Origin of the sequence: Streptosporangium sp. NPDC006007 (assembly GCF_040614315.1) — a bacterium.
Lineage (GTDB): Bacteria > Actinomycetota > Actinomycetes > Streptosporangiales > Streptosporangiaceae > Streptosporangium.
This window is the reverse complement of sequence record NZ_JBEXUG010000018.1, coordinates 1-20,282: the sequence shown is the minus strand read 5'-3', so window position 1 is coordinate 20,282 and position 20,282 is coordinate 1. Positions and strand designations below refer to the sequence as shown.

Genomic DNA, 20,282 nt, shown 5'->3' with positions numbered 1-20,282 from the left:
CTGTGCCGTGCCCCCGCCGCCGGGAGTCGGCGCGGTGTCCATTGCTCTCCTCCTCTGTCGGCCATGCGGTGACCACACCGCGTCCACAGAGCCGATGCCAGGATAGTCGGGAATTTCCCGCTGTTCATGGCCGTGGTCCAGACGTACAGTCACCAGATGTGACCTCTGTCATCACCCTTCTCACCGACTACGGCCTGGCGGACGGCCACGTCGGCGCCTGCCACGGCGTGATCGCCGGACTCTCACCGGAGTCCCGGATCATCGACGTGTGCCACCTGATCCCCTCCGGGGACGTACGGCGCGCCGCCGCGATCCTGGCGCAGACGATCCCCCACCTCCCCCCAGGAGTGCACATCGCCGCGGTGGACCCCGGGGGCGGCTCGCGCCGGGCCGTGGCGGTCGAGGCGGGCGACCACGTGTTCCTCGGCCCGGACAACGGGGTGCTGTCGTGGGCGGTGCACGCCAGCGGCGGCGCGAAGGCGGCCCGCGAGCTCGCCAACGAGGATCTCTTCAGGAGACCGGTGTCGCCGACCTTCCGCGGGCGCGACGTCTTCGCCCCCGTGGCCGCGCACCTGGCCGTCGGGCGCGCCCTGGCCGACCTGGGGCCGGAGATCCCTCTGAACCGGCTGGTCTCGCTGCCCCCGCCGACCTCGCTGGTGCACCAGGACACGGCGGAGGGCGAGGTGCTCTCGGTGGACGGCCACGGCAACGCCCAGCTGTCGATCAGCGCGGGCGACCTGGCAACGCTGGGAGTGCGGCCGAGGGGCAGGCTGACGGTCTGGCTGGGCAGAAGGCACCTCTCGGTGCCCTTCAGGGAGACGTTCGGCACCGCGCCCCCCGGAGAGCTGATCGCCTTCACCGACTCGGCGGGCCTGGTCGTGCTCGCCGTCGGCTCCGGCAACGCCTCGCAGCGGCTCGGGCTTCCGCCCGGAGCGCGCGTGCGGCTGTCCCGCACCCCGTGACACCCGCACGACACCGGGAGACACCGGGAGACACCGGGAGACACCGGGAGACACCGGGAAGGGGACGGCGGGGAGGTCAGGGGGTGCGCGCCGCGCCGTGGGTCTCCGCGAAGTGACAGGCGCTGGCGTGCGCGACACCGGGCCGGATCCGCAGCGGCGGCTCCTCGGCGGCGCAGACGTCCCGCGCCTTCCAGCAGCGGGTGCGGAACCGGCAGCCCGACGGCAGCCCCGCCGGTGACGGCGGATCCCCCGGGAGGACGATCCGCCGGCGCCGCTCCCGCCCGTCCGGGTCGGGCACCGGCGCCGCCGACAGCAGCGCCTGGGTGTAGGGGTGGGCGGGCCGGTCGTAGACCTCGCCGTTCCCGCCGAGCTCGACCAGCTTGCCCAGATACATCACCCCGATCCGGTCGGAGATGTGGCGGACCACCGACAGGTCGTGGGCGACGAAGACGTAGGCGAGGCCGAACTCGTCCTGCAGCCGCTCCAGCAGGTTGACGATCTGGGCCTGGATCGACACGTCGAGCGCGGACACCGGCTCGTCGCAGATCAGGATCTCCGGCCGGAGCGCCAGTCCCCTGGCGATGCCGACGCGCTGGCGCTGCCCGCCGGAGAACTGGTGCGGATAGCGGTCGATGTGGTCGGGGTTGAGGCCCACCACCTCCAGCAGCTCCCGGACCCGGCGACGGCGGTCGCCCTTGGGGACGACCTCCCGGTGGATCTCGTACGGTTCACCGACGATGTCGCCCACGGTCATCCGGGGGTTCAGCGAGGTGTACGGGTCCTGCATGACCAGCTGGACGTCGCGGCGGATCCGCCTGAGCTCACCTCCCCGCATCCGGGCGACCTCCCGGCCGTTGACCCGCACCGAGCCGGAGGTCGGCTGTTCCAGCGCCATCAGAAGCCTGGTCAGGGTGGACTTGCCGGAGCCCGACTCGCCCACGATGCCGAGCGTCTCACCGCGTCTCAGGTCGAAGGAGACCCCGTCCACGGCCTTGATGGAACCGATCCGCCGGCGCAGCAGGGCGCCCTGCGTCAGCGGGAAGTGCTTGACCAGGTCGCGGACCTGGAGGATCGGCTCACCCGTGACTGCCATGGAGCACCTCCCGCCAGTAGTGGCAGGCGCTGCCGCGGGTCGGGCCGATCGGGTGGAGCGGCGGGGCGTCCGTGACGCAGTTGTCCTGACGGTAGGAGCAGCGGGGGTGGAAGACGCAGCCCGAGGGCATGTCCAGCAGGTCGGGCGGCATGCCCTTGATGGTGTACAGCTCCCCCGGGCCCCCGCGGTCACTCCGGGGGACGGAGTCCAGCAGGCCCTTGGCGTACGGGTGGGCGGGGGCCCGGTAGATGTCGTGCACGAGGGCGTTCTCCACGATCCGCCCGCCGTACATGACGGCGATCCTGTCGGCCACGTCGGCCACCACGCCGAGGTCGTGGGTGATGAGGATCAGGCCCATGCCGCTCTCGCGCCGCAGCTCCGTCAGGAGCTCCATGATCTGGGCCTGGACCGTCACGTCGAGCGCCGTGGTCGGCTCGTCGGCGATCAGCACCTCCGGGTCGAGCGCGATCGACATCGCGATCATGACGCGCTGGCGCATGCCGCCGGAGAACTGGTGCGGATAGTCGTGCGCCCGCTGCCTGGCGCCGGGGATGCGGACCCGGTCCATCAGCTCGATCGCCGTCCTCTCGGCGTCCCGCCTGGAGGAGCCCCGGTGCACCCGGAACATCTCGCCGATCTGCGAGCCCACGGTGAGCACCGGGTTCAGCGCGGAGAGCGCGTCCTGAAAGATCATCGCGATCCGCCGGCCACGGACCTGGGAGCGGGCGTCCTCCCGCAGTCTGAGCAGATCTGTGCCCCGAAAGCGGATCTCCCCCCGGGTGATCCTGGCCGGCGGCATGTCGAGAATACCCATGATCGCCTGTGCGGTCGTCGACTTTCCCGAACCGGACTCGCCGAGCACGGCCAGCGTCTCGCCGGGGTTCAGCGAGTAGCCGGCCCCGTTGACCGCCTTGACCACGCCCCGCCTGGTGACGAACTCCACGTGCAGGTCGTCGACGACGAGCAGCGGCTCACCGCCCGGGACCATCCCGGCGGGCGACGTCGCCCCCGGCGCCACGGTCTTCTTCACGGCGGTCCCCTAGCGCAGTTTCGGATCGAGGGCGTCGCGCACCGCGTCACCCAGCATGATGGCGGCCAGCACGGTCAGGCTCAGGAACAGCGCCGGGAAGAGCAGCGGCCCCGGAGCCTCCAGGAAGCGCTGCCGGGCGTCGGAGATCATCAGTCCCCACGAGATGTCGGGCGAGCGCAGTCCGACGCCGAGGAACGACAGGCCGGCCTCCGCGGCGATGAAGCCGCCCAGGTTGATCGTGGAGACCACGATCACGGAGGCGACCGCGTTCGGCAGGATGTGCCGGAACATGATGCGGGGGGCCGAGGCTCCGAGCGCCCGGGCCGCGATCACGTAGTCCTGTCCCTTGACGGTGATCACCGCGGCCCGCATGACGCGGAACGTCATCGGCCAGGCCAGTACGGCCAGCGCCGGCACCACGGTCCAGACGTCACCGGTGCGGAGGATCGACAGGATGAGCAGGGCGCCGAGAATCGAGGGGATCGCGAAGAAGATCTCGGTGACCCGGGAGAGCAGGGTGTCCGCCGCCCCGCCCCTGAAGCCGGCGACGAGGCCGAGCAGGCCGCCCACCAGCGCGGTGACGACGGTGGTGGTCACACCGACCACGATCGAGTTGCGGGCGCCGTAGACGGTGCGGGCGTAGACGTCACAGCCCAGGTTGTCGGTGCCGAACCAGTGGAGGTCGCTCATGCCCTGACGGGCGTCGCCGAGCAGGCAGGTCGTGGCGTCGAACGGATCCACCGAGGTGAACAGCCGAGGGAATGCCGACATAAGCAGAAAAATACCGATGAGAAGGGCGGAGCCGATGAACATCGGGCGGCGACGCAGGTCGTCCCAGGCGTCGCCGCACAGGCTCGCCGGTCTGAGAGGCCCGGACGGTCCAGCCGGTCCCGATCCCCCCGCCGGCCCCGGCCACCCCGGCGACTCGAACAACCTGGACAGCCTGGACAGGCCGCCGTGTCCGCCGCGCCCGCCGTACCCGGGGTGATCCGAGTGGCCGGGACGGCCGGGGCGGTCGTCGGCGTGGGCAAGGACGTCACTCATAGCGGATCCTCGGGTCAAGCGCGGCGTAGAGCAGATCGACGACCAGGTTGGCCAGGATGTGCACCAGCACCAGGAGGGTCACCGTGCCGACGACCACGGGCTGTTCACGCAGGTGGATCGAGTCGAACAGCTGCCGGCCGACACCGGGCAGGTTGAAGACGGTCTCGATGATCACCGTGCCGCCCATCAGCGTGCCGAGGTCGGCGCCGAGGTAGGTGATCAGCGGGATCAGCGCGTTGCGCAGGGCGTGCCGCCCGATGACCCGGCGCCGGGACAGCCCCTTGGCCACCGCGGTGCGGATGTAGTCGGCGCGCAGCGTCTCCATCAGATTGGCCCGGGTGAGCCGGGTGAGGTAGGCGATCGACGTCCCGGCCAGCACGGAGCCGGGCAGGAGATAGCCTCGCCGGCCCTCGGCGATGCCCGCGACGGGGAAGAGGTCGATTCCGGCCTGCCTGAGCCTGACCCCCAGGAGGAGCTGGAGCACGAAGCCGGTGACCAGCGCGGGAACGGAGATCAGCACCAGGGTCGACGCCAGGACCAGCGAGTCCTGGGCCCTGCCGTGGCGCAGCGCGGCGTACAGGCCGAGGCCCACCCCGATGACCGCCTCCATGACCAGGGCCGTCACCGTGAGGTTGACGGTCACCTGGAACTTGCCGGCCATCAGATCGGCGACCGGCACACCGGCGGAGGTGACGCCGAAGTCACCGTGGAACAGGCCGGTGAGATAGTGCCAGTACTGGACCAGGAACGGGTCGCCCGGACGGTGGTGCTCCCGCAAGGCGGCGACGCCGGGGTCCACCCGATCGCCGGCCGCCGCCGCGGCGAGGGGGTTGCCCGGCAGCGCGAAGACGACGGCGTAGATGAGCAGGGTGGCACCCAGCAGGACAGGTATCGCCTGGAGCAGGCGCCTGATGATGTAACGGCCCATTCAAGCCTCTCGTACCCACCGCCCGGGACCGCCCCCGGCGGCGGATCGCACGGCGCCGGGGGTGCGCCGAGGCGCCGGCGACTCCGGGGCGTGCCAGGACGCCGGGGCGTGCCGGAGACTCCGGCGCCGGGGGCCGGCGCACCCGGCCCCCGCGGTCCGTCAGCGAGTCTTCTCGATCTTGGCCCACTCGATCTGGTTGAGCATGTTGATCTTGAGACCCCTGATGTTCTGGGAGAACGCCGCGTTGGTCCGGTAGAAGTAGACCGGGATGTACGGCAGCTGCTTGATCAGGATGTCGTCGGCCTGCTGGTAGTACTTCAGGCTCTCCTTCTGCGACGGGGCTGCGTCGCCCTTGGCGAGGAGGTCGTCGAACTCCTTGTCGGACCAGCCGGAGAAGTTGGAGCCGGTCTTGATCGCGACCGTGGAGAACATCGGCGACAGGTAGTTCTCCGCGGACGGGTAGTCCATCGCCCAGCCCGCCCGGAACATGCCGCCGTACTTCCGATCCGCCAGATCATTGAAAATCGTGGCGAACTTCTCAAAAGGCTTGACCTTGACCTCGACACCGAGGTTGGCGCGGAGGTTGTTGGCGACGGCCTCGACCCACTCCTTGTGCGCGTCGTCGCTGTTGTAGCCCAATTCCACCAGCTTGGGGCCGTTGTTATCGGCGTACTGCCTCCTGGCCTTGGCCGGGTCGTAGGTGCAGACCGCGCAGGCGTTCGGGCGGTAACCGTCGATCAGCGGGCTGACGAAGTCGTCGGCCAGGGCGCGGGTGCCGGAGAAGACCGTCTCGGCGATCGTCCTGCGGTCGATGGCCATCGAGATGGCCTCGCGGACCTTCACGTTGTCGTAGACCTTGTTGAACTGCAGCGGGAAGCCGATGTAGCCGACGCCCGCGTCCTCCTGGTCGATGTAGCGGTCGCCGAACTCGGCCCTGGCGCTGGAGATCGCCGCCGGGGACAGGGAGTCGTGGATGTCCAGGACGCCCGCGCGCAGATCGTTGAACGCGACCTCGGAGTCGGTGTAGATCCTGAACTGGAGCTTGTCGAACCTGGGCTTCTCGCCGGGGAACCTGTCGTACCGGCTCAGCTCGATCACCTGGTCGACACCCTTGTTGTACGGCTTGTCGAACTTGAAGTACCCCTGCCCGATCGGCTTCTTGACGTACTCCTGGGTGATCTTCCCGTCGGGACCGAAGGCGGCCTTGGGCGCGGGGAAGAACACCCCGTAGCCCAGCATCGTCTTGAACTGGGAGAACGGCTTGCTGAGCGTGACCTGGAAGGTGTGATCGTCGATGACCTTCAGGCCCCGCATCTTCTTGGTGGAGAGCGCCTGGCCCGCCGGGGGGTTCAGGTCGGCCCAGCCGTCGACGCGGCTGAAGAAGCCGTTGGCGCCCTGGGCGTTGTCCCGGTTGGCGTTGTAGTTCCACGAGTCGACGTAGTTCTCCGCGATCAGCGGCTCACCGTTGTGCCAGGTGTAACCAGATTTGAGCTTGATCGTCCAAACCTTGCTGTCGGAGGACCTGATCGACTCGGCGACGTTGTCGACCACCCGCCTGTCGTCGGTGTAGTTCACCAGCGGGGCGAAGACCGCGGCCATGACCTCGGAGCCCTCGGTTTCGATGCTGTCGCCGGGATAGAAGAGTTTCTGTGGCTCACGGAGCTCCATGCTCACGGGCTGGTCGCCCGTGGCTCCGCTCGTGGCGGCCTGACCGCCGCACGCAGCCGCTCCGAGAGCGAGCAGCGCACTGCCGGCTATGATCCGTGCGCCTCTGGTAACGCGCATTACGGTGTTCCTCCCTCTACAGGCGGACGTCGCCATGAGCTCCCGAAGTCCGGGCGACCCGGCGGGGGATCTTCACGGTCCCCCGGTCCCTGCCGTCCCGGCCGACGCACCAACGCCACACCAGTCGGACGCGACTATTCCGCACCGCTCCACACCGAGCCGTCTCTGTGATGTTGCAGTTCGGTCACGCGCGCACCAGTCGGACACCATGCGCCTGTCAACATGGCCGTCCCCGGCCCTCAAGAAGACATAAAACCGACATAGAGCTATATATGGGAAGGGAACGGCCACGCCAAAATACCTCGGACCCGGGGATGCTCGCGTCCATCGCCCTCGGGCGACCCACGCCTGGGCTAACGTTGACGGCGTCGCAAGGGCTGGAGGCTCGCCGGCGAACCGCACAATTACCCTGGAACCTCCTGTCCAATGTGTTCGGCGGAGCACCGCCGCAGGCACTCCATCCGCTCGCATCCAATAGAGTCCTTGCCATGAGCCAGCCGGAATCCGCGGTCGCGGACGCCCAGGCGGGCGGCCCGAATGACGGCACCCCTGCGAACCGACAGGAGCCGCTGGCCAAGCTCGCCGAGCGTTACGGACTTCGGCGTGCCATCGCACGCCCCAGCCTGCCCGCCTACCTGCGCCAACTGTGGGAGCGGCGACACTTCGTCATGACGTACGCGACCTCGCGGAACGTCTCGAAGTACAGCGCCTCGGCCCTGGGCCAGCTCTGGCAGGTCCTCACCCCCCTGCTCAACGCCGGCATCTACTGGGTGATGTTCGGCCTGATCCTGGGCGCGAGCAAGGCGATCGAGAACTACCCCGCGTTCCTCATCACCGGGATGTTCGTCTTCACCTACACGCAGCGCTCGGTGAGCGGCGGCGCCAAGTCGATCTCCGGCAACCTGTCCCTGATCCGCGCCCTGCACTTTCCCCGCGCCGCGCTCCCGCTCGCCTACACGATCCAGGAGTTCCAGCAGCTCCTGATCTCCATGGGCGTGCTGCTCACCCTGGTTCTGGTCACCCAGGAGCCGATCACCTGGCTCTGGCTGCTGATCCCGGTCGCCCTGCTGCTGCAGACGATGTTCAACATCGGCGCCAGCCTGGCCCTGGCCCGGATCGGCTCCACGGCCCGCGACCTGAACCAGCTGCTGCCCTTCATCATGCGCACCTGGCTCTACGCCTCCGGCGTGTTCTTCTCCATCCAGTTCAAGGTCGTCTCCCCGCCCCCCGGGACGGGCTCCGCCACCGGGGCGGGTCTGCCGCAGTGGGTCGCGGACGTCATGTACTTCAACCCGGCCGCCGCCTACATAGAGCTCATGCGTGGTCTCCTCATCGGGGGCGGTGTACGCCCCTGGGTCTGGCTGGTCTGCGTATTCTGGGCGGTGTTCGCCCTGATCGGCGGCTTCTGGTACTTCTGGCGAGCCGAGGAGAAGTACGGCCGTGGCTGAGTTGACCGAGGAGCTGCCCCAAGTGAAGGCCGACGATCCCGGCGCCGAGAACACCGGCGTGAGAGTGCGCCCCGCTCCGGAGCCCGCCCCCGACTCCCCCTCGGGCACCCCGACGGTCGTCGTGGACGACCTGCACATCATCTACCGGGTGTACGGCGCGGCCACCGAGGCGGAGAAGGGCAACGCGGCCAACGCCCTCATGCGTCTGCTGAAGCGTCAGGGCAGGCCGCAGATGAAGGAGGTCCACGCCGTCCGCGGCGTCTCCTTCGTGGCCCACCACGGCGACGCCATCGGCGTCATCGGCCGTAACGGCTCCGGCAAGTCCACCCTGCTGCGCGCCATCGCCGGGCTGCTGCCGCCGCACTCGGGCGCCGTCTACACCAACGGGCAGCCCTCCCTGCTCGGCGTCAACGCCGCGCTGATGCGCGAGCTCACCGGCGAGCGCAACATCGTCCTCGGCTGCTACGCGATGGGCATGAACCCCGCGCAGGTCAAGGAGAAGTACGAGGAGATCGTCGACTTCTCCGGCATCGGGGAGTTCGTGCAGTTCCCCATGTCGACCTACTCCTCCGGCATGGGAGCCAGGCTCCGCTTCGCGATCGCCTCGGCCAAGGCGCACGACGTGCTGCTCATCGACGAGGCGCTGGCGACCGGCGACCGCGACTTCAAGCGCAAGAGCCAGGAGCGCATCAAACAGATGCGCGACGAGGCCGGCACCGTCTTCCTGGTCGCGCACAACCTCGACGTGATCGAGGAGACCTGCAACCGGGTCATCTGGTTGCACAAGGGCAAAATCAAGATGGACGGCGACCCGCGGACGGTGCTCGCCGCGTACAACAGCGTCTGATCGCAGGGCAGGATGAGGAGCGACCGGCAAGACGCTCCCATCGGAGGTGAACCGTGCCCTCACGAGCACCGATTCCATACGACTTCCTGCCCAAGGTCCCGGCGCTGACCGTCGAGAGCGACGACGTTCACGACGGCCGGCCCCTGTCCGAGGCCCAGGTGTTCGACGGCTGGGGGTTCAGCGGGCGGAACATCTCACCTCGGCTGCGCTGGTCGGGTGCCCCGGACGGCACCCGTGGCTACGCGGTGACCTGCTTCGACCCGGACGCCCCCACCGGCAGCGGGTTCTGGCACTGGCTGCTGTTCGACATCGCCGCCGAGGTGACCGAGCTTCCCGCGGGCGCGGGGAGCCCCGGCACCTCCTTCGGCGCGCACGGCCCCAACGACTACGGCGTCAAGGCGTACGGCGGCGCCGCCCCGCCCCCCGGCCCGCCGCACCGCTACGTCTTCGCGGTGCACGCCCTTGATGTGGACGGGCTCGGCGTGGGTCCCGGCGCCTCGGCGGCCGCGGTGGGCTTCGCCGTCACCGCCCACACCCTGGCCCGCGGATACATCACCCCCGTGTACGGAGGCTGAGCGCCCGCCGATCGCGGAGCGTCTCCACCGGCAATCAACCGACACCGCGATCGACCTTCCGCTATGATTCGAACGTTGTTTCGAACCTAGGAAGCCGTCATGGAGTGGGGGCGCGCGATGCGAGAGCTGTCGACCGCGATCGACCACCTGGCCGCGGAGGACCCGTCCGGGGTTCCCCGCCTCCAGCTCACCGAGCAGCTCATCGAGCTGCACTGGCAGATGGCCAGACTTCAGGCGCAGATCGCCCGCCGCACCTCCGTGCGCCCGCCGGGCCGGTAGGCCACCGGGCGGCCGTGGCGGGCCGCCCGGCCCCGCCCATCCGGGCGGGTCAGACGAACATCGGCCGGACGGTCGCCGCCGACTCGAAGGGGAAGCGGTCGGCGAACGCCGGCCGCAGGTCGGTGAGCCACACGGCCGTCGGGTCGTACCGGGCGAAGAAGGGACGCCCGACCAGGTCCGGGTCGCGCGCCTGGATGAAGTGGAGCACGAAGACCTCCTCCCCGGCGATCTCCGCGACACCGTCCACGCAGATCTTCCCCGGCGTGGCCGACATGGAGGGCCCCCGCACCGTGCGGCAGAGCCCCGAGACGCTCGCGTAGGCGTCCCTGAAGATCTCGTATCCCCTGGCCAGGGGCACGGCGAAGTAGTCCTGCGGCCCGGTGTCGCGCTCCACGAACATGTAGTAGGGCACCATGCCCATCGTGAGCTGCCTGCGCCACATGGACGCCCAGGTCCCGGGGGTGTCGTTGATCGACCTGATCAGCGGCGCCTGGGTCCTGATCACCGCCCCGGTGGCGAGGATGCGGGAGACCGCGGTCTCCACGACGAGGGGCTCCATCTCCCTCGGGTGTGAGAAGTGCGCCATGAAGGCCAGGTTCTTGCCCGCCTCCACCACGGAGGCGAACAGGCGCAGCGTGTCGTCGGCGTCCGGATCGGAGACGAAGCGCTGCGGCCAGTAGCCCAGCGACTTGGTGCCGATGCGGATGGATTCAAGCTGCTCCACGGCGAGCAGCGGCTCCAGATAGCGGCGGAGCACCGGCTCCCCCATGATCATGGGATCTCCGCCGGTGAGCAGCACGCTGGTCACCTCCGGATGATCCTTCAGATAGCCGACCAGACCTTCGACGTCGTCGGAGGCGAACTTCAGGTCGGGCTCTCCGACGAACTGCGCCCACCGGAAGCAGTAGGTGCAGTAGGCGTGACAGGTTTGCCCCTGCTTTGGAAAGAAAAGCACCGTTTCTGGATACTTGTGCTGCATGCCGGGGATCTGCTCCCGGCCGACCATCGGGACGTTGAGGTCGAGCTGGCCGGCCGGGTGCGGGTTGAGCCGCATCCTGACGTTGTGCGCCGCCGCCTGGATCTCGGCGTTCGAGGCGCCGTTCCCGAGGAGACCCGCCAGCCTGGTGACGTCCGCCTCGGGCAGCATGTCCGCCTGGGGAAAGACCAGGCGGTACATGGGGTCGTCGGGCACGGCCGACCAGTCGATGAGCTGGTCCACCACATAGGCGTTGGTGCGGAAGGGCAGGACGGTCGCCACCGCCCTGACCCGGATCCGCTCCTCCTCATCGAGACCGGCTCGGCGGAGCAGGTCATCGAGATGCTTCGCGGTATAGGCCCGGAATCCGCGCGTGGGGCCCTCTTTCAAGATCACTGAGGCTTTCCCTCCGATTTTTTATTGCTCTTGGTGTAAACCTCTCCAACCAGTCGCGCGTCCTCGGCGCTTATATACCCGACGTAATCACCCTTACATCGGTTCCGTTACCCGACAAGATTTCTATCGCGATATATCTCGAATGGCCGTACAATCCCTCCCATGACGTCCCTCGCCCCCGTCCCTCACACATCCGGCGCCGACCCCGGCCTGCGCGCGTCCGACGCCGACCCCGGCCTGCGCGCGTCCGACGCCGACCGCGACCGCGTGGCGGGCGTGCCGGCCGAGGCCCTCGCGACCGGCCGCCTCACCAGCGTCGAGCACGCCGACCGCCTGGAGGCGACCTACAACTCCGTGACCGTGGGCGAGCTCGCCCCGATCATCCGCGACCTGCCCGAGGCGACACCCGCGGCCGGGAGATCACCCTTGAGGTGAACTCCCGCTTCGGCAAACTGATCGTCAGGGTTCCCGAGAACGCCCACGTCATCGACGAGGTTAGCGCGCTCTTCGCAAAGCGCAGCATATCGGGCGGTCATGGCATGGATGGCGGACCCGTCATCAGGGTCACCGGTCAGGCCACCTTCGGAAAGATCATCGTCTCCCGGGAGAGAAGCGACTGGAACCTCCCGGACAGGCCCTGATCCCCCCGACCGCACCATCCAGCGTCAACCCCGCCTACGATGCGGACAAACCATCCCGCACGAGGTGACCGCTTGCCTGATACCCACGCTCCCGGCGTCACGCCGATCGCCTTGGACGCGATGGGCGGCGACCACGCCCCCGACGAGATCGTGGCGGGAGCCGTACAGGCGGTCAGAGAACACGGCATCCCCGTCGTCCTCGTCGGCGCGGCCCGCCCACTCCAGGACGCGCTCTCCCTGCACGGCGCGACCGCCGAAATCCCGATCATCCGGGCGGAGGAGGCCCTGGCCATGGACGAGGGCGCCCTCGCCAGCCTGCGCCGCCCCCGCTCCAGCATCGCCGTCGCCTGCCACCTGGTACGGCGGGGCGACGCCTGCGCCGTGGTCTCCGCCGGATCCACCGCCGGGGTCGTGGCCACCGGCAAGCTCAGGCTCCGCGGCCAGCCGGGAGTGCTCAGGCCCGCCATCGCCGTCGTCCTGCCGACGCTCCCCACCCCCACCATCCTGCTGGACGCGGGGGCGAACGCCGAGGTCAAACCAGAGGTGCTGGTGCAGTTCGCCCACCTGGGCGCCGCCTACGCCGAGGCCGCCCTGGAGATCGACCGTCCCAGGATCGGCCTGCTGACCATCGGCAGCGAGCCGGAGAAGGGCAACAAACTCGTCAAGCGGGCACACGAACTGCTCTCGGCCACCCCGGGACTGGACTTCGCGGGCAACATCGAGGGGCACGACCTGCTCACCGGAGCCGTGAACGTCATCGTCACCGACGGCTTCACCGGCAACGTGGCGCTCAAGACCATGGAGGGCAGCGTCCGCTACGCCTTCGCCGAACTCCGCGAGGTGATCAAGGAGAGCCGTACGGCCCGGCTCGGCGGCCTGCTGCAGCGAAAACAGCTCAGGGAACTCCACCGCAGGCTGGACCCCGATGTCCACGGCGGGGCCGTACTGCTCGGACTGAACGGCACCGTGGTCATCGCGCACGGCGCCTCGCGGGCGAAAGGGGTGAGCGCCGCCTGCGTACTCGCCGCCACACTCGCCCGGCAGGGGGTGGTGGCCCGCATCGGCGAGCACCTGGCCGCCTCCCATCGTCCCCACCGCCTCTGGTGATCCCGCGTATCGTGATAAGGCCGCACAAATCTCGGGGGGTCGCGTGGATCGGCTGGCGGAGCGGGGGCTGACCACGGGAGAGGTCGCCGAACGAGTGGCCCGCGGACAGGTCAACGAGGTCCGTCGCCGATCGAGCAGATCCCTGTGGGCGATCATCCGCGCCAATGTCCTCACCCTGTTCAACGGCGTGATCGCCGCCCTCTGGGCCCTGATCATGATCTTCGGGCAGTGGCAGGACGGCCTGTTCGGCCTGGTGATCGTCGCCAACTCCGCGATCGGCATCGTCCAGGAGCTCCGGGCCAAACGCACCCTGGACCGGCTCGCCGTGGTCAACGAGGCCCCGGTCAGGGTCCGGCGGGACGGCGTGGACGTCGAGATCCCACCCCACCGGATCGTGCTCGGAGACCTCATCCTGCTCGGCCCCGGCGACCGCCTGCTGGTCGACGGCGAGATGATCGGCTCCGACGGGCTGGAGGTGGACGAGTCACTGCTCACCGGCGAGGCCGACCCCGTGCACAAGGCCCCCGGCGACCAGGTGCTCTCCGGCAGCTTCGCGGTCGCCGGGACCGGATGCCACGTCGCGACCCGGGTGGGCGGCGACGCCTACGCGGCCAGGCTCGCCGAGGAGGCCAGCAAGTTCAACCTGTCCCACTCGGAGCTGCGTGCCGGCATCACCCGGTTCATCACGTACATCACCTGGCTGGTGATCCCGATCGGCGCGCTGCTCGTCTGGAGCCAGCTCAAGGAGGCCGACGACTTCGGCCAGGCCATCACCGGCGCGGTGGCGGGCATCGTCACCATGATCCCCGAAGGTCTGGTCCTGATGACCAGCATCGCCTTCGCCGTCGGAGTGGTCCGCCTGGGCCGCCGTCACTGCCTGGTCCAGGAGCTGCCCGCGATCGAGGTCCTGGCCCGGGTGGACGTGCTCTGCCTGGACAAGACCGGCACGCTCACCGCGGGTGGCATGAGCCTCGGCGAGGTCCGCCCGCTCCGCGACGACCTGCCGGTGCGCGACGCCCTGGGCGCGCTGGCCAACCTGGACCGCGACCCCAACCCCACCGTCCAGGCCATCCGCGCCGAACACCCGGGCCCGTCCGGCTGGACCCCCACCGCCAAGGTGCCCTTCTCCTCGGCCCGCAAGTGGAGCGGGGCCGAGTTCTCCGGACAGGGCGCCTGGGTCCTCGGCGCCGCCGACGTCCTGCTCACCCCGGGCACCCCGGCCTACGCCGAGGCCGACGAACTGGCCGCCACCGGCCTGCGTGTGCTCGCCCTGGGCCGGGCGGCCTCCCTGCGCGACCCCGACGACCTCGGCCCCGTCGAGGCCGCGGCCATCGTCGTGCTCAAGCAGCGGATCCGCCCGGAGGCGGCCCAGACCCTGCGCTACTTCGCCGAGCAGCACGTCACCATAAAGGTGATCTCCGGCGACAACCCCGAGTCGGTGTCGGCCATCGCCACCTCCCTGAACATCCCCGGAGCCGAGCACGCGCTGGACGCCCGCACCCTGCCGGAGAACGATCCCGGCAAACTGGCCGAGATCCTGGACGCCAACACCGTCTTCGGCAGGGTCACCCCGCAGCAGAAACGGCTCTTCGTCGGTGCCCTGCAGTCACGCGGGCACACGGTCGCCATGACCGGCGACGGCGTCAACGACGTCCTCGCGCTCAAGGACGCCGACCTCGGCGTGGCGATGGGCTCGGGCAGCGGCGCCACCCGGGCGGTCGCCCAGGTCGTGCTGATGAACGACGACTTCAGCAGCCTGCCCTCCGTGGTGGCCGAGGGGCGGCGGGTGCTGGCCAACATCGAGCGCGTCTCCAGCCTCTTTCTCACCAAGACCTTCTACGCGCTCGTGCTCTCCCTGCTCACCGGGGTCATCGGATTCGCCTTCCCGTTCGCCCCCCGGCACTCCACGCTGGTCAACGCGCTGACCATCGGCATCCCCGCGTTCTTCCTCGCGCTCGCGCCGAGCAACGAGCGGGCCAGGAGCGGGTTCGTGCCACGCGTGCTCCGCCTGGCGATCCCCGCCGGAGTCGTCTGCGCGATCGCCGTCTACCTGTCGTACCTGCTCGCCCAGAACGGCGGCTCCAGCCTGGCGGAGAACCGCACCGCGGCGGTGATCACACTGTTCATCACCACCTGGTGGGTGCTGGTCCTGATCGCCCGGCCGTACGTCTGGTGGCGGATCGCGCTGGTGGCCGCGATGGCCGCCCTGTTCGCACTGGCCGTCACCGTCCCGTTCAGCCGCGAGTTCTTCGCGCTCGCCCCGGGTGACCTGGGCGACGACCTCGTCGCGGTCGCGGTCGGCCTCCTCGCCTCGGCCGTGCTGACGGCCGTTTTCAAGATCGTACGATCGTCCGACGGGACGGTGGTCCACAATGGGCCAGCCGCTACCCTTAGGTCATGACCGACCCGCAGCTCGTACTCACCGAGCGTGTCCAGCAGGCGCTGGCAGCCGCCTTCGGTACCGAGTACTCCGACGCAGACCCGCTGATCCGTCCCTCGCAGTTCGCCGACTACCAGGCGAACGTCGCGATGAGCCTGAGCAAGCGACTGCGACGAGCCCCGCGGGAGGTCGCCCAGGCGATCGCCGACCATCTCACCGACCTCCCGGGAACGGTCGAGGTCAGCGGTCCCGGCTTCCTGAACCTCACGCTCTCCGACGACTGGATCGCCGGCCAAGCCGGGGAGGTCCTGAGGGACCCTCGAAGCGGCGTCGCCCCGCCCTCCTCACCGCAGACCGTCGTGATCGACTACTCCGCGCCCAACGCGGCCAAGGAGATGCACGTCGGCCACCTGCGCACCACCATCGTCGGCGACGCGCTGGCCCGGGTCCACGAGCACCTGGGCAACAGGGTCGTCCGGCAGAACCACCTGGGCGACTGGGGCACCCCGTTCGGCATGCTCATCGAGCACCTGCTGGACATCGGGGAGAAGGCGGCCGTCGCCCAGCTTGAGGCCGGTGAGGGCAACGCCTACTACCAGGCCGCCCGGGTCAAGTTCGACAGCGACCCGGAGTTCAACCGGCGCGCCCGCACGCGGGTGGTGACCCTGCAGGCCGAAGACCCGGAGACCATGCGCCTGTGGCACATCTTCATGGACGCCACGGTCCGCTACTTCAACAAGGTCTACACCCAGCTCGGCGTGACGCTGACCAACGACGACATCGCCGGCGAGAGCATGTACAACCCCATGCTCGCCCAGGTCTGCGACGAGCTGACGGAGCGCGGCGTCGCCGTCGTCAGCGACGGCGCGCTGTGCGTCTTCCCGCCCGGCTACACCGGACGCGAGGACCAGCCCCTCCCCTTCATGATCCGCAAGAGCGACGGCGGGTACGGCTACGCCACCACCGACCTGGCCACCATCCGCTACCGCGTCCAGGAGCTCAAGGCCGACCGGCTGCTCTACGTGATCGGGGCGACCCAGGCCCTGCACATGTCGATGCTGTTCGACTCCGCCAAGATGGCCGGCTGGCTGCCCGAGCACGTCCGGGCCGAGCACGTCCAGATCGGCAGCGTGCTCGGCGGCGACGGCAAGATGTTCAAGACCCGTAGCGGAAAGTCGATCAAGCTCTTGGACCTCCTCGACGAGGCCGAGACCAGGGCCGCCGAAGTCGTCCGCGACAGCGAGTACGACGAGGTGGAGCGGAGGGAGATCGCCCACGCCGTCGGCATGGGCGCGGTCAAGTACGCCGACCTGTCGGTCAGTCACGACAGCGAGTACGTCTTCGACTTCGACCGCATGCTCGCCCTGACCGGCAACACCGGCCCCTACCTGCAGTACGCCCAGGCGCGGATCCGCTCCATCTTCCGCAAGGGCGGGGTCGACCCGGCCGAGGCGACCGGCCCGATCGTCATCGGTCACCCGGCCGAGCGCGCCCTGGCCCTGAGGCTTCTCGGGTTCGGCTCGGTCGTGGCGGAGGTCGCTGAGGGCTCGGCGCCGCACCGGCTCGCCGCCTATCTCTTCGACGTCGCGAGCGCCTTCACCGCCTTCTTCGAGAACTGCCCCGTACTGAAGGACGACGTCGCCCCGGCCACCCGCGCCTCACGACTCGCCCTGTGCGCGCTCACCCTGCGCGTGCTGGAGACCGGTCTGGACCTGCTCGGCGTGCCGGTGCCCGAGCGGATGTGAGCCACCCAGCGGATGACAGATAGCGGATGATCGCCTTGATTCACCAAATCAAGGCGATCATCCGGCAAAGTTGGGTTCGGCGCGCCTCCCGACGGGAATGACCGAATCGCATTACGCTGGCGCGGTCATCGGTCACAACTTCGGAGAGTTCTCTGCCTTGAGCACGGACCTGACCGCGAACCCTCACGCCAGGACGGAGTTGCGCCGTTACGCCAAGGCGCTCCTGGCGGAGCTGGCCGCCGACGCCACCTGCCCCCCGATGCCACCGGGGATCACCCACGTTCCCGACTACTGGCTGGCCCCGGCCGTCGAGGCGCTCGCGCTGCTCACCCGCGGTGAGGACGCGCTCGTCCCCCTGGGCCGCGCCGGTCGGCTCGACGAGCGGCGGACCGCCCTCTTCCTCTGCCTGGCCCTGGCCTCCTGCGGGCAGGGCGACCGGATCCACGCCTCCTGGCTCGGCATCGCCTTCGGTGAGCTGTCCCTGGAACGTCAGGTGACCACCGGCCAGCGCGCACTCTGGGTAGCCGCCGCCAGAGGCGCCTACGGCCCCGCCGGCAAGATCTTCGTGCTCCGCAAGCTCGACACGGTCAACGTCCCCTCACACTGCGAGCCCAGCCGGTGGCTGGGCTCGCTGATCCCGCACGAGCCGGCGACGGTGGTGCCGCCGTCCCTCGCGGACTTCCCCGAGCTCGCCGAGATGCCGGAGCTCGCCCAGCCCGTCCAGGCCTCGGCCCGGCTGGCCCGGCTGCTCGGCCGCTGCGCCGAGATCACCTCGACCCAGGTGGGGGCGGCGGAAAGCCCGGTTCGGCGTTCGGGCGGGGCCGCCCCCGTCCAGGGCGAGGACGAGCAGTCGGCCGTGCTGCGGCAGCTGATCGACACGGACGGCCCCGAGCCGCCGACGAGCTCGCTCACCGATCACCTCATCACCGACCTGCGACCCGGCTCCGCCCCCTCGCTCGCCGCCCTCGCCCTGCACGTGGCCGCGCCGATCGTCCGCGGTGCCGCCGAGGAGCTGGTGAAGGCCACCCAGGTCGACCCGCCGGAGTCTGTCACCATTCCGCTGCTCGGACACCGGGTGGTGCTGCGCCCCGAAGGTCCGGACCCCGAGTCGCTGGCCGCCGCGGAGGGACACATCACCGGGGAGGGCCTTCCCACACGCGGCAGGCCATGGCTCGCCCACGTGCTGCTCGTTCTCGGGGTCGCGGCGCTGCTGACGGCGCTCCTCATCCCGGCCGCGCTGCCACTGGCCGCGCCGGCGCCGGTCCTGGTCTTGGGAGGGGTCCAGCAGCTCTGGCGCCGCCGCAGGCGTGAGCGGGCGGACGTCGAATACGTCACCGCCCAGCTCTCGGAGCTGAGGGAGCTGGCCGACAGCGCGGTGTGGGCACTCCATGAATACGCGCGCGAGGCCGAGAAGCGGGCCCAGGGCGCCACCTCTGACCTGGGCGAACTGACCCGCCTGCTCCGCAGGGGCCCCCGGGCCGGGTGATCGGGGGCATCGGTCCGGAAGCGGAGCGCTCCATTCCGGAATCAGCCGGTGGTGATCTCCACCTCCGCGGGGGCCAGCAGGAAGACCTTCTCGGCGATCCGCTCGATGCGGCCCTCACAGCCGTAGGCCAGTCCCGCGGCGAAGTCGACCATCCGGGTGGCCTCGGCGGTGCTCATGCCGTTGACGTCCATGATGACGGTCTGGCCCTCACGGAAGTGCCGTCCGATGATCGGTGCGTCGTTGTACTTACGCGGTGTGAGCATGACGATCCGCGACGGCTCTACCATCGCGCGCCAGCGCTTGGCCGCACGCTCCGAGGCCGGCTGCCAGTCCTCACTCCCGTCGTCGACCTCGTCCTCGTAGTCATAGGACTCGTCGTAATCCTCTGCACCGCCCAGGCCAAGGTAGCTAGCCACCTTACGCACTGCCCCCATCGGCTCGTCCTTTCCTCAGGACCACGCCGCGCCCGGCCTGTCCTACACACCTTGGACGGTAACCGACGAACTGAGGTTCGCCCTGCGACACGCCCAGCGCATATTCCCACTTTGTACGGCTAGCGCACTGGTCTATATGTCCTCCATACCCGTTTTGGGCCGTATATCCCCGAACGGACTAGGGTTACGTCATGCGTATCTATACAGTCGATTCGTTTACGGACCAGATTTTCAAGGGTAACCCCGCAGGGATCTGCCTACTGGACAATCCGGTTCCGGACGCCTGGATGCGGTCCCTCGCCGCGGAGATGCGGCACTCCGAGACAGCCTTCGTGCTCGGCGGAGAGGACGGCGAGCCGTACTCGCTCCGCTGGTTCACGCCGACGGTCGAGGTGGCCCTCTGCGGGCACGCAACCCTGGCGACAGCGCACGTGCTGTATTCCACAGGATCCGCTCCAGAAACCCTCAAGTTCACCACGAAAAGTGGCATCCTGTCCGTGACAAGGGACGGAACAGGTCTAATCAGCATGGATTTCCCAGCCAAGGTCCTTGAAACGGCGATACCTCCGGCGGGGCTGGCGGGGGCGCTCGGGGTCGAACCGCGCTGGGTCGGCAGGAACGAGTGGGACTATCTGGTGGAGGTCTCCTCCGAGGAGGAGGTCCGCACCGTCTCCCCCGACTTCACCGCGCTGGCAGCCCTGGACGCCAGAGGGATCATCGTGACAGCCCGAGCATCGCAGCCCGGCGCCGACTACGTCTCCCGGTTTTTCGCCCCCCGGGTCGGTATCCCCGAGGACCCGGTGACCGGCTCCGCGCACTGCGCCCTGGCTCCCCACTGGTCGGCCAAACTCGGCGCGGCCACCCTGCTCGGCGCTCAGCTCTCCGAACGCGGCGGCCGGATCCGCACAACCCTGCGAGGCGACCGGGTCGAACTGGCCGGCCGTGCGGTAACCGTACTCTCCGGCGAACTTCACCTCTAAAACGAAACCTCGGTAGCTCCCCACTCCGCACCCCGACGGTTCACCGCGTCGCCCCCGCCGGGGAAACCCGCCCCTCCCCCAAGAAACCTCCCCCGGGAACGCGAAAAAGGGCCACCCCCAAGAGGGGTGACCCTTCCTCTAAAGAT

19 protein-coding genes are annotated in these 20,282 nt (G+C 69.4%); 12 read left to right on the top strand and 7 right to left on the bottom strand.

Features of this window, described 5'->3' with window-relative positions; translation table 11 throughout:
- Positions 1-158 precede the first annotated feature (158 nt).
- Complete coding sequence (locus ABZ194_RS16215; protein ID WP_355596808.1) at positions 159-962, top strand: SAM-dependent chlorinase/fluorinase; 804 nt, start codon at positions 159-161, stop codon at positions 960-962.
- 76 nt (positions 963-1,038) lie between these two features.
- On the opposite strand, the gene ABZ194_RS16210 is transcribed toward ABZ194_RS16215, so the two are convergent.
- The 5 genes from ABZ194_RS16210 to ABZ194_RS16190 all read right to left on the bottom strand — a co-directional run bounded on the left by ABZ194_RS16210 (position 1,039) and on the right by ABZ194_RS16190 (position 6,842).
- A complete protein-coding gene (locus ABZ194_RS16210) occupies positions 1,039-2,055 on the bottom strand; it encodes an oligopeptide/dipeptide ABC transporter ATP-binding protein (protein ID WP_355596806.1) in 1,017 nt (338 codons plus the stop codon).
- Positions 2,039-3,085: an ABC transporter ATP-binding protein gene (locus tag ABZ194_RS16205; protein WP_355596804.1), complete on the bottom strand. Its 1,047-nt coding sequence runs from the start codon at positions 3,083-3,085 to the stop codon at positions 2,039-2,041. Before ABZ194_RS16205 ends, ABZ194_RS16210 begins: the two co-directional genes overlap by 17 nt.
- Before the next feature lie 9 nt (positions 3,086-3,094).
- A complete protein-coding gene (locus ABZ194_RS16200) occupies positions 3,095-4,129 on the bottom strand; it encodes an ABC transporter permease (protein ID WP_355596802.1) in 1,035 nt (344 codons plus the stop codon).
- Positions 4,122-5,057: an ABC transporter permease gene (locus ABZ194_RS16195; protein ID WP_355596800.1), complete on the bottom strand. Its 936-nt coding sequence runs from the start codon at positions 5,055-5,057 to the stop codon at positions 4,122-4,124. The genes ABZ194_RS16200 and ABZ194_RS16195 overlap by 8 nt, the downstream gene beginning before the upstream one ends.
- Positions 5,058-5,216: 159 nt before the next feature.
- Positions 5,217-6,842, bottom strand: a complete 1,626-nt coding sequence (locus ABZ194_RS16190; protein WP_355596798.1) for an ABC transporter substrate-binding protein — start codon at positions 6,840-6,842, stop codon at positions 5,217-5,219.
- A gap of 488 nt (positions 6,843-7,330) precedes the next feature.
- On the opposite strand from ABZ194_RS16190, the gene ABZ194_RS16185 reads away from it, so the two are divergent.
- From ABZ194_RS16185 to ABZ194_RS16170, 4 genes are all read left to right on the top strand, one after another.
- Positions 7,331-8,290: an ABC transporter permease gene (locus ABZ194_RS16185; RefSeq protein WP_355596796.1), complete on the top strand. Its 960-nt coding sequence runs from the start codon at positions 7,331-7,333 to the stop codon at positions 8,288-8,290.
- A complete protein-coding gene (locus ABZ194_RS16180; protein WP_355596794.1) occupies positions 8,283-9,137 on the top strand; it encodes an ABC transporter ATP-binding protein in 855 nt (284 codons plus the stop codon). Before ABZ194_RS16185 ends, ABZ194_RS16180 begins: the two co-directional genes overlap by 8 nt.
- A 53-nt stretch (positions 9,138-9,190) precedes the next feature.
- The gene (locus ABZ194_RS16175; protein WP_355596792.1) at positions 9,191-9,712 is read left to right on the top strand and encodes a YbhB/YbcL family Raf kinase inhibitor-like protein; all 522 of its coding nucleotides are present in this window, start codon (positions 9,191-9,193) and stop codon (positions 9,710-9,712) included.
- Between the two features lie 99 nt (positions 9,713-9,811).
- Positions 9,812-9,991, top strand: coding sequence for a hypothetical protein (locus tag ABZ194_RS16170; RefSeq protein ID WP_355596791.1), 180 nt, complete (start codon positions 9,812-9,814; stop codon positions 9,989-9,991).
- A 49-nt stretch (positions 9,992-10,040) separates the two neighbouring features.
- On the opposite strand, the gene ABZ194_RS16165 is transcribed toward ABZ194_RS16170, so the two are convergent.
- Positions 10,041-11,363 (bottom strand): lysine 2,3-aminomutase, encoded by a 1,323-nt coding sequence (locus ABZ194_RS16165; protein ID WP_355596789.1) that lies wholly within the window; start codon positions 11,361-11,363, stop codon positions 10,041-10,043.
- Positions 11,364-11,525: 162 nt separating this feature from the next.
- On the opposite strand from ABZ194_RS16165, the gene ABZ194_RS16160 reads away from it, so the two are divergent.
- The 6 genes from ABZ194_RS16160 (at position 11,526) to ABZ194_RS16135 (ending at position 18,722) form a co-directional block, all read left to right on the top strand.
- Entirely contained in the window at positions 11,526-11,798 is a 273-nt protein-coding gene (locus ABZ194_RS16160) for a DUF1707 domain-containing protein (protein WP_355596787.1), read from the top strand.
- A complete protein-coding gene (locus ABZ194_RS16155; protein ID WP_355596786.1) occupies positions 11,795-12,004 on the top strand; it encodes a hypothetical protein in 210 nt (69 codons plus the stop codon). The genes ABZ194_RS16160 and ABZ194_RS16155 overlap by 4 nt, the downstream gene beginning before the upstream one ends.
- Positions 12,005-12,076: 72 nt before the next feature.
- The gene (gene plsX / locus ABZ194_RS16150) at positions 12,077-13,111 is read left to right on the top strand and encodes a phosphate acyltransferase PlsX (RefSeq protein ID WP_355596784.1); all 1,035 of its coding nucleotides are present in this window, start codon (positions 12,077-12,079) and stop codon (positions 13,109-13,111) included.
- 43 nt (positions 13,112-13,154) lie between these two features.
- Positions 13,155-15,512 (top strand): HAD-IC family P-type ATPase, encoded by a 2,358-nt coding sequence (locus tag ABZ194_RS16145; RefSeq protein ID WP_355596782.1) that lies wholly within the window; start codon positions 13,155-13,157, stop codon positions 15,510-15,512.
- Complete coding sequence (gene argS, locus ABZ194_RS16140) at positions 15,509-17,236, top strand: arginine--tRNA ligase (protein ID WP_355596780.1); 1,728 nt, start codon at positions 15,509-15,511, stop codon at positions 17,234-17,236. The genes ABZ194_RS16145 and argS overlap by 4 nt, the downstream gene beginning before the upstream one ends.
- 157 nt (positions 17,237-17,393) lie before the next feature.
- Complete coding sequence (locus tag ABZ194_RS16135; protein WP_355596778.1) at positions 17,394-18,722, top strand: hypothetical protein; 1,329 nt, start codon at positions 17,394-17,396, stop codon at positions 18,720-18,722.
- A gap of 41 nt (positions 18,723-18,763) precedes the next feature.
- Here the strand turns inward: ABZ194_RS16135 and ABZ194_RS16130 are convergent, their stop codons facing one another.
- Positions 18,764-19,138 carry a cell division protein SepF gene (locus tag ABZ194_RS16130; RefSeq protein ID WP_355596776.1) on the bottom strand — a complete coding sequence of 125 codons (375 nt, stop codon included), beginning with the start codon at positions 19,136-19,138 and terminating at the stop codon, positions 18,764-18,766.
- Positions 19,139-19,347: 209 nt separating this feature from the next.
- Between ABZ194_RS16130 and ABZ194_RS16125 the strand changes: the two genes are divergently transcribed.
- Positions 19,348-20,136 (top strand): PhzF family phenazine biosynthesis protein, encoded by a 789-nt coding sequence (locus tag ABZ194_RS16125; RefSeq protein ID WP_355596775.1) that lies wholly within the window; start codon positions 19,348-19,350, stop codon positions 20,134-20,136.
- The last annotated feature ends 146 nt before the right edge of the window (positions 20,137-20,282 follow it).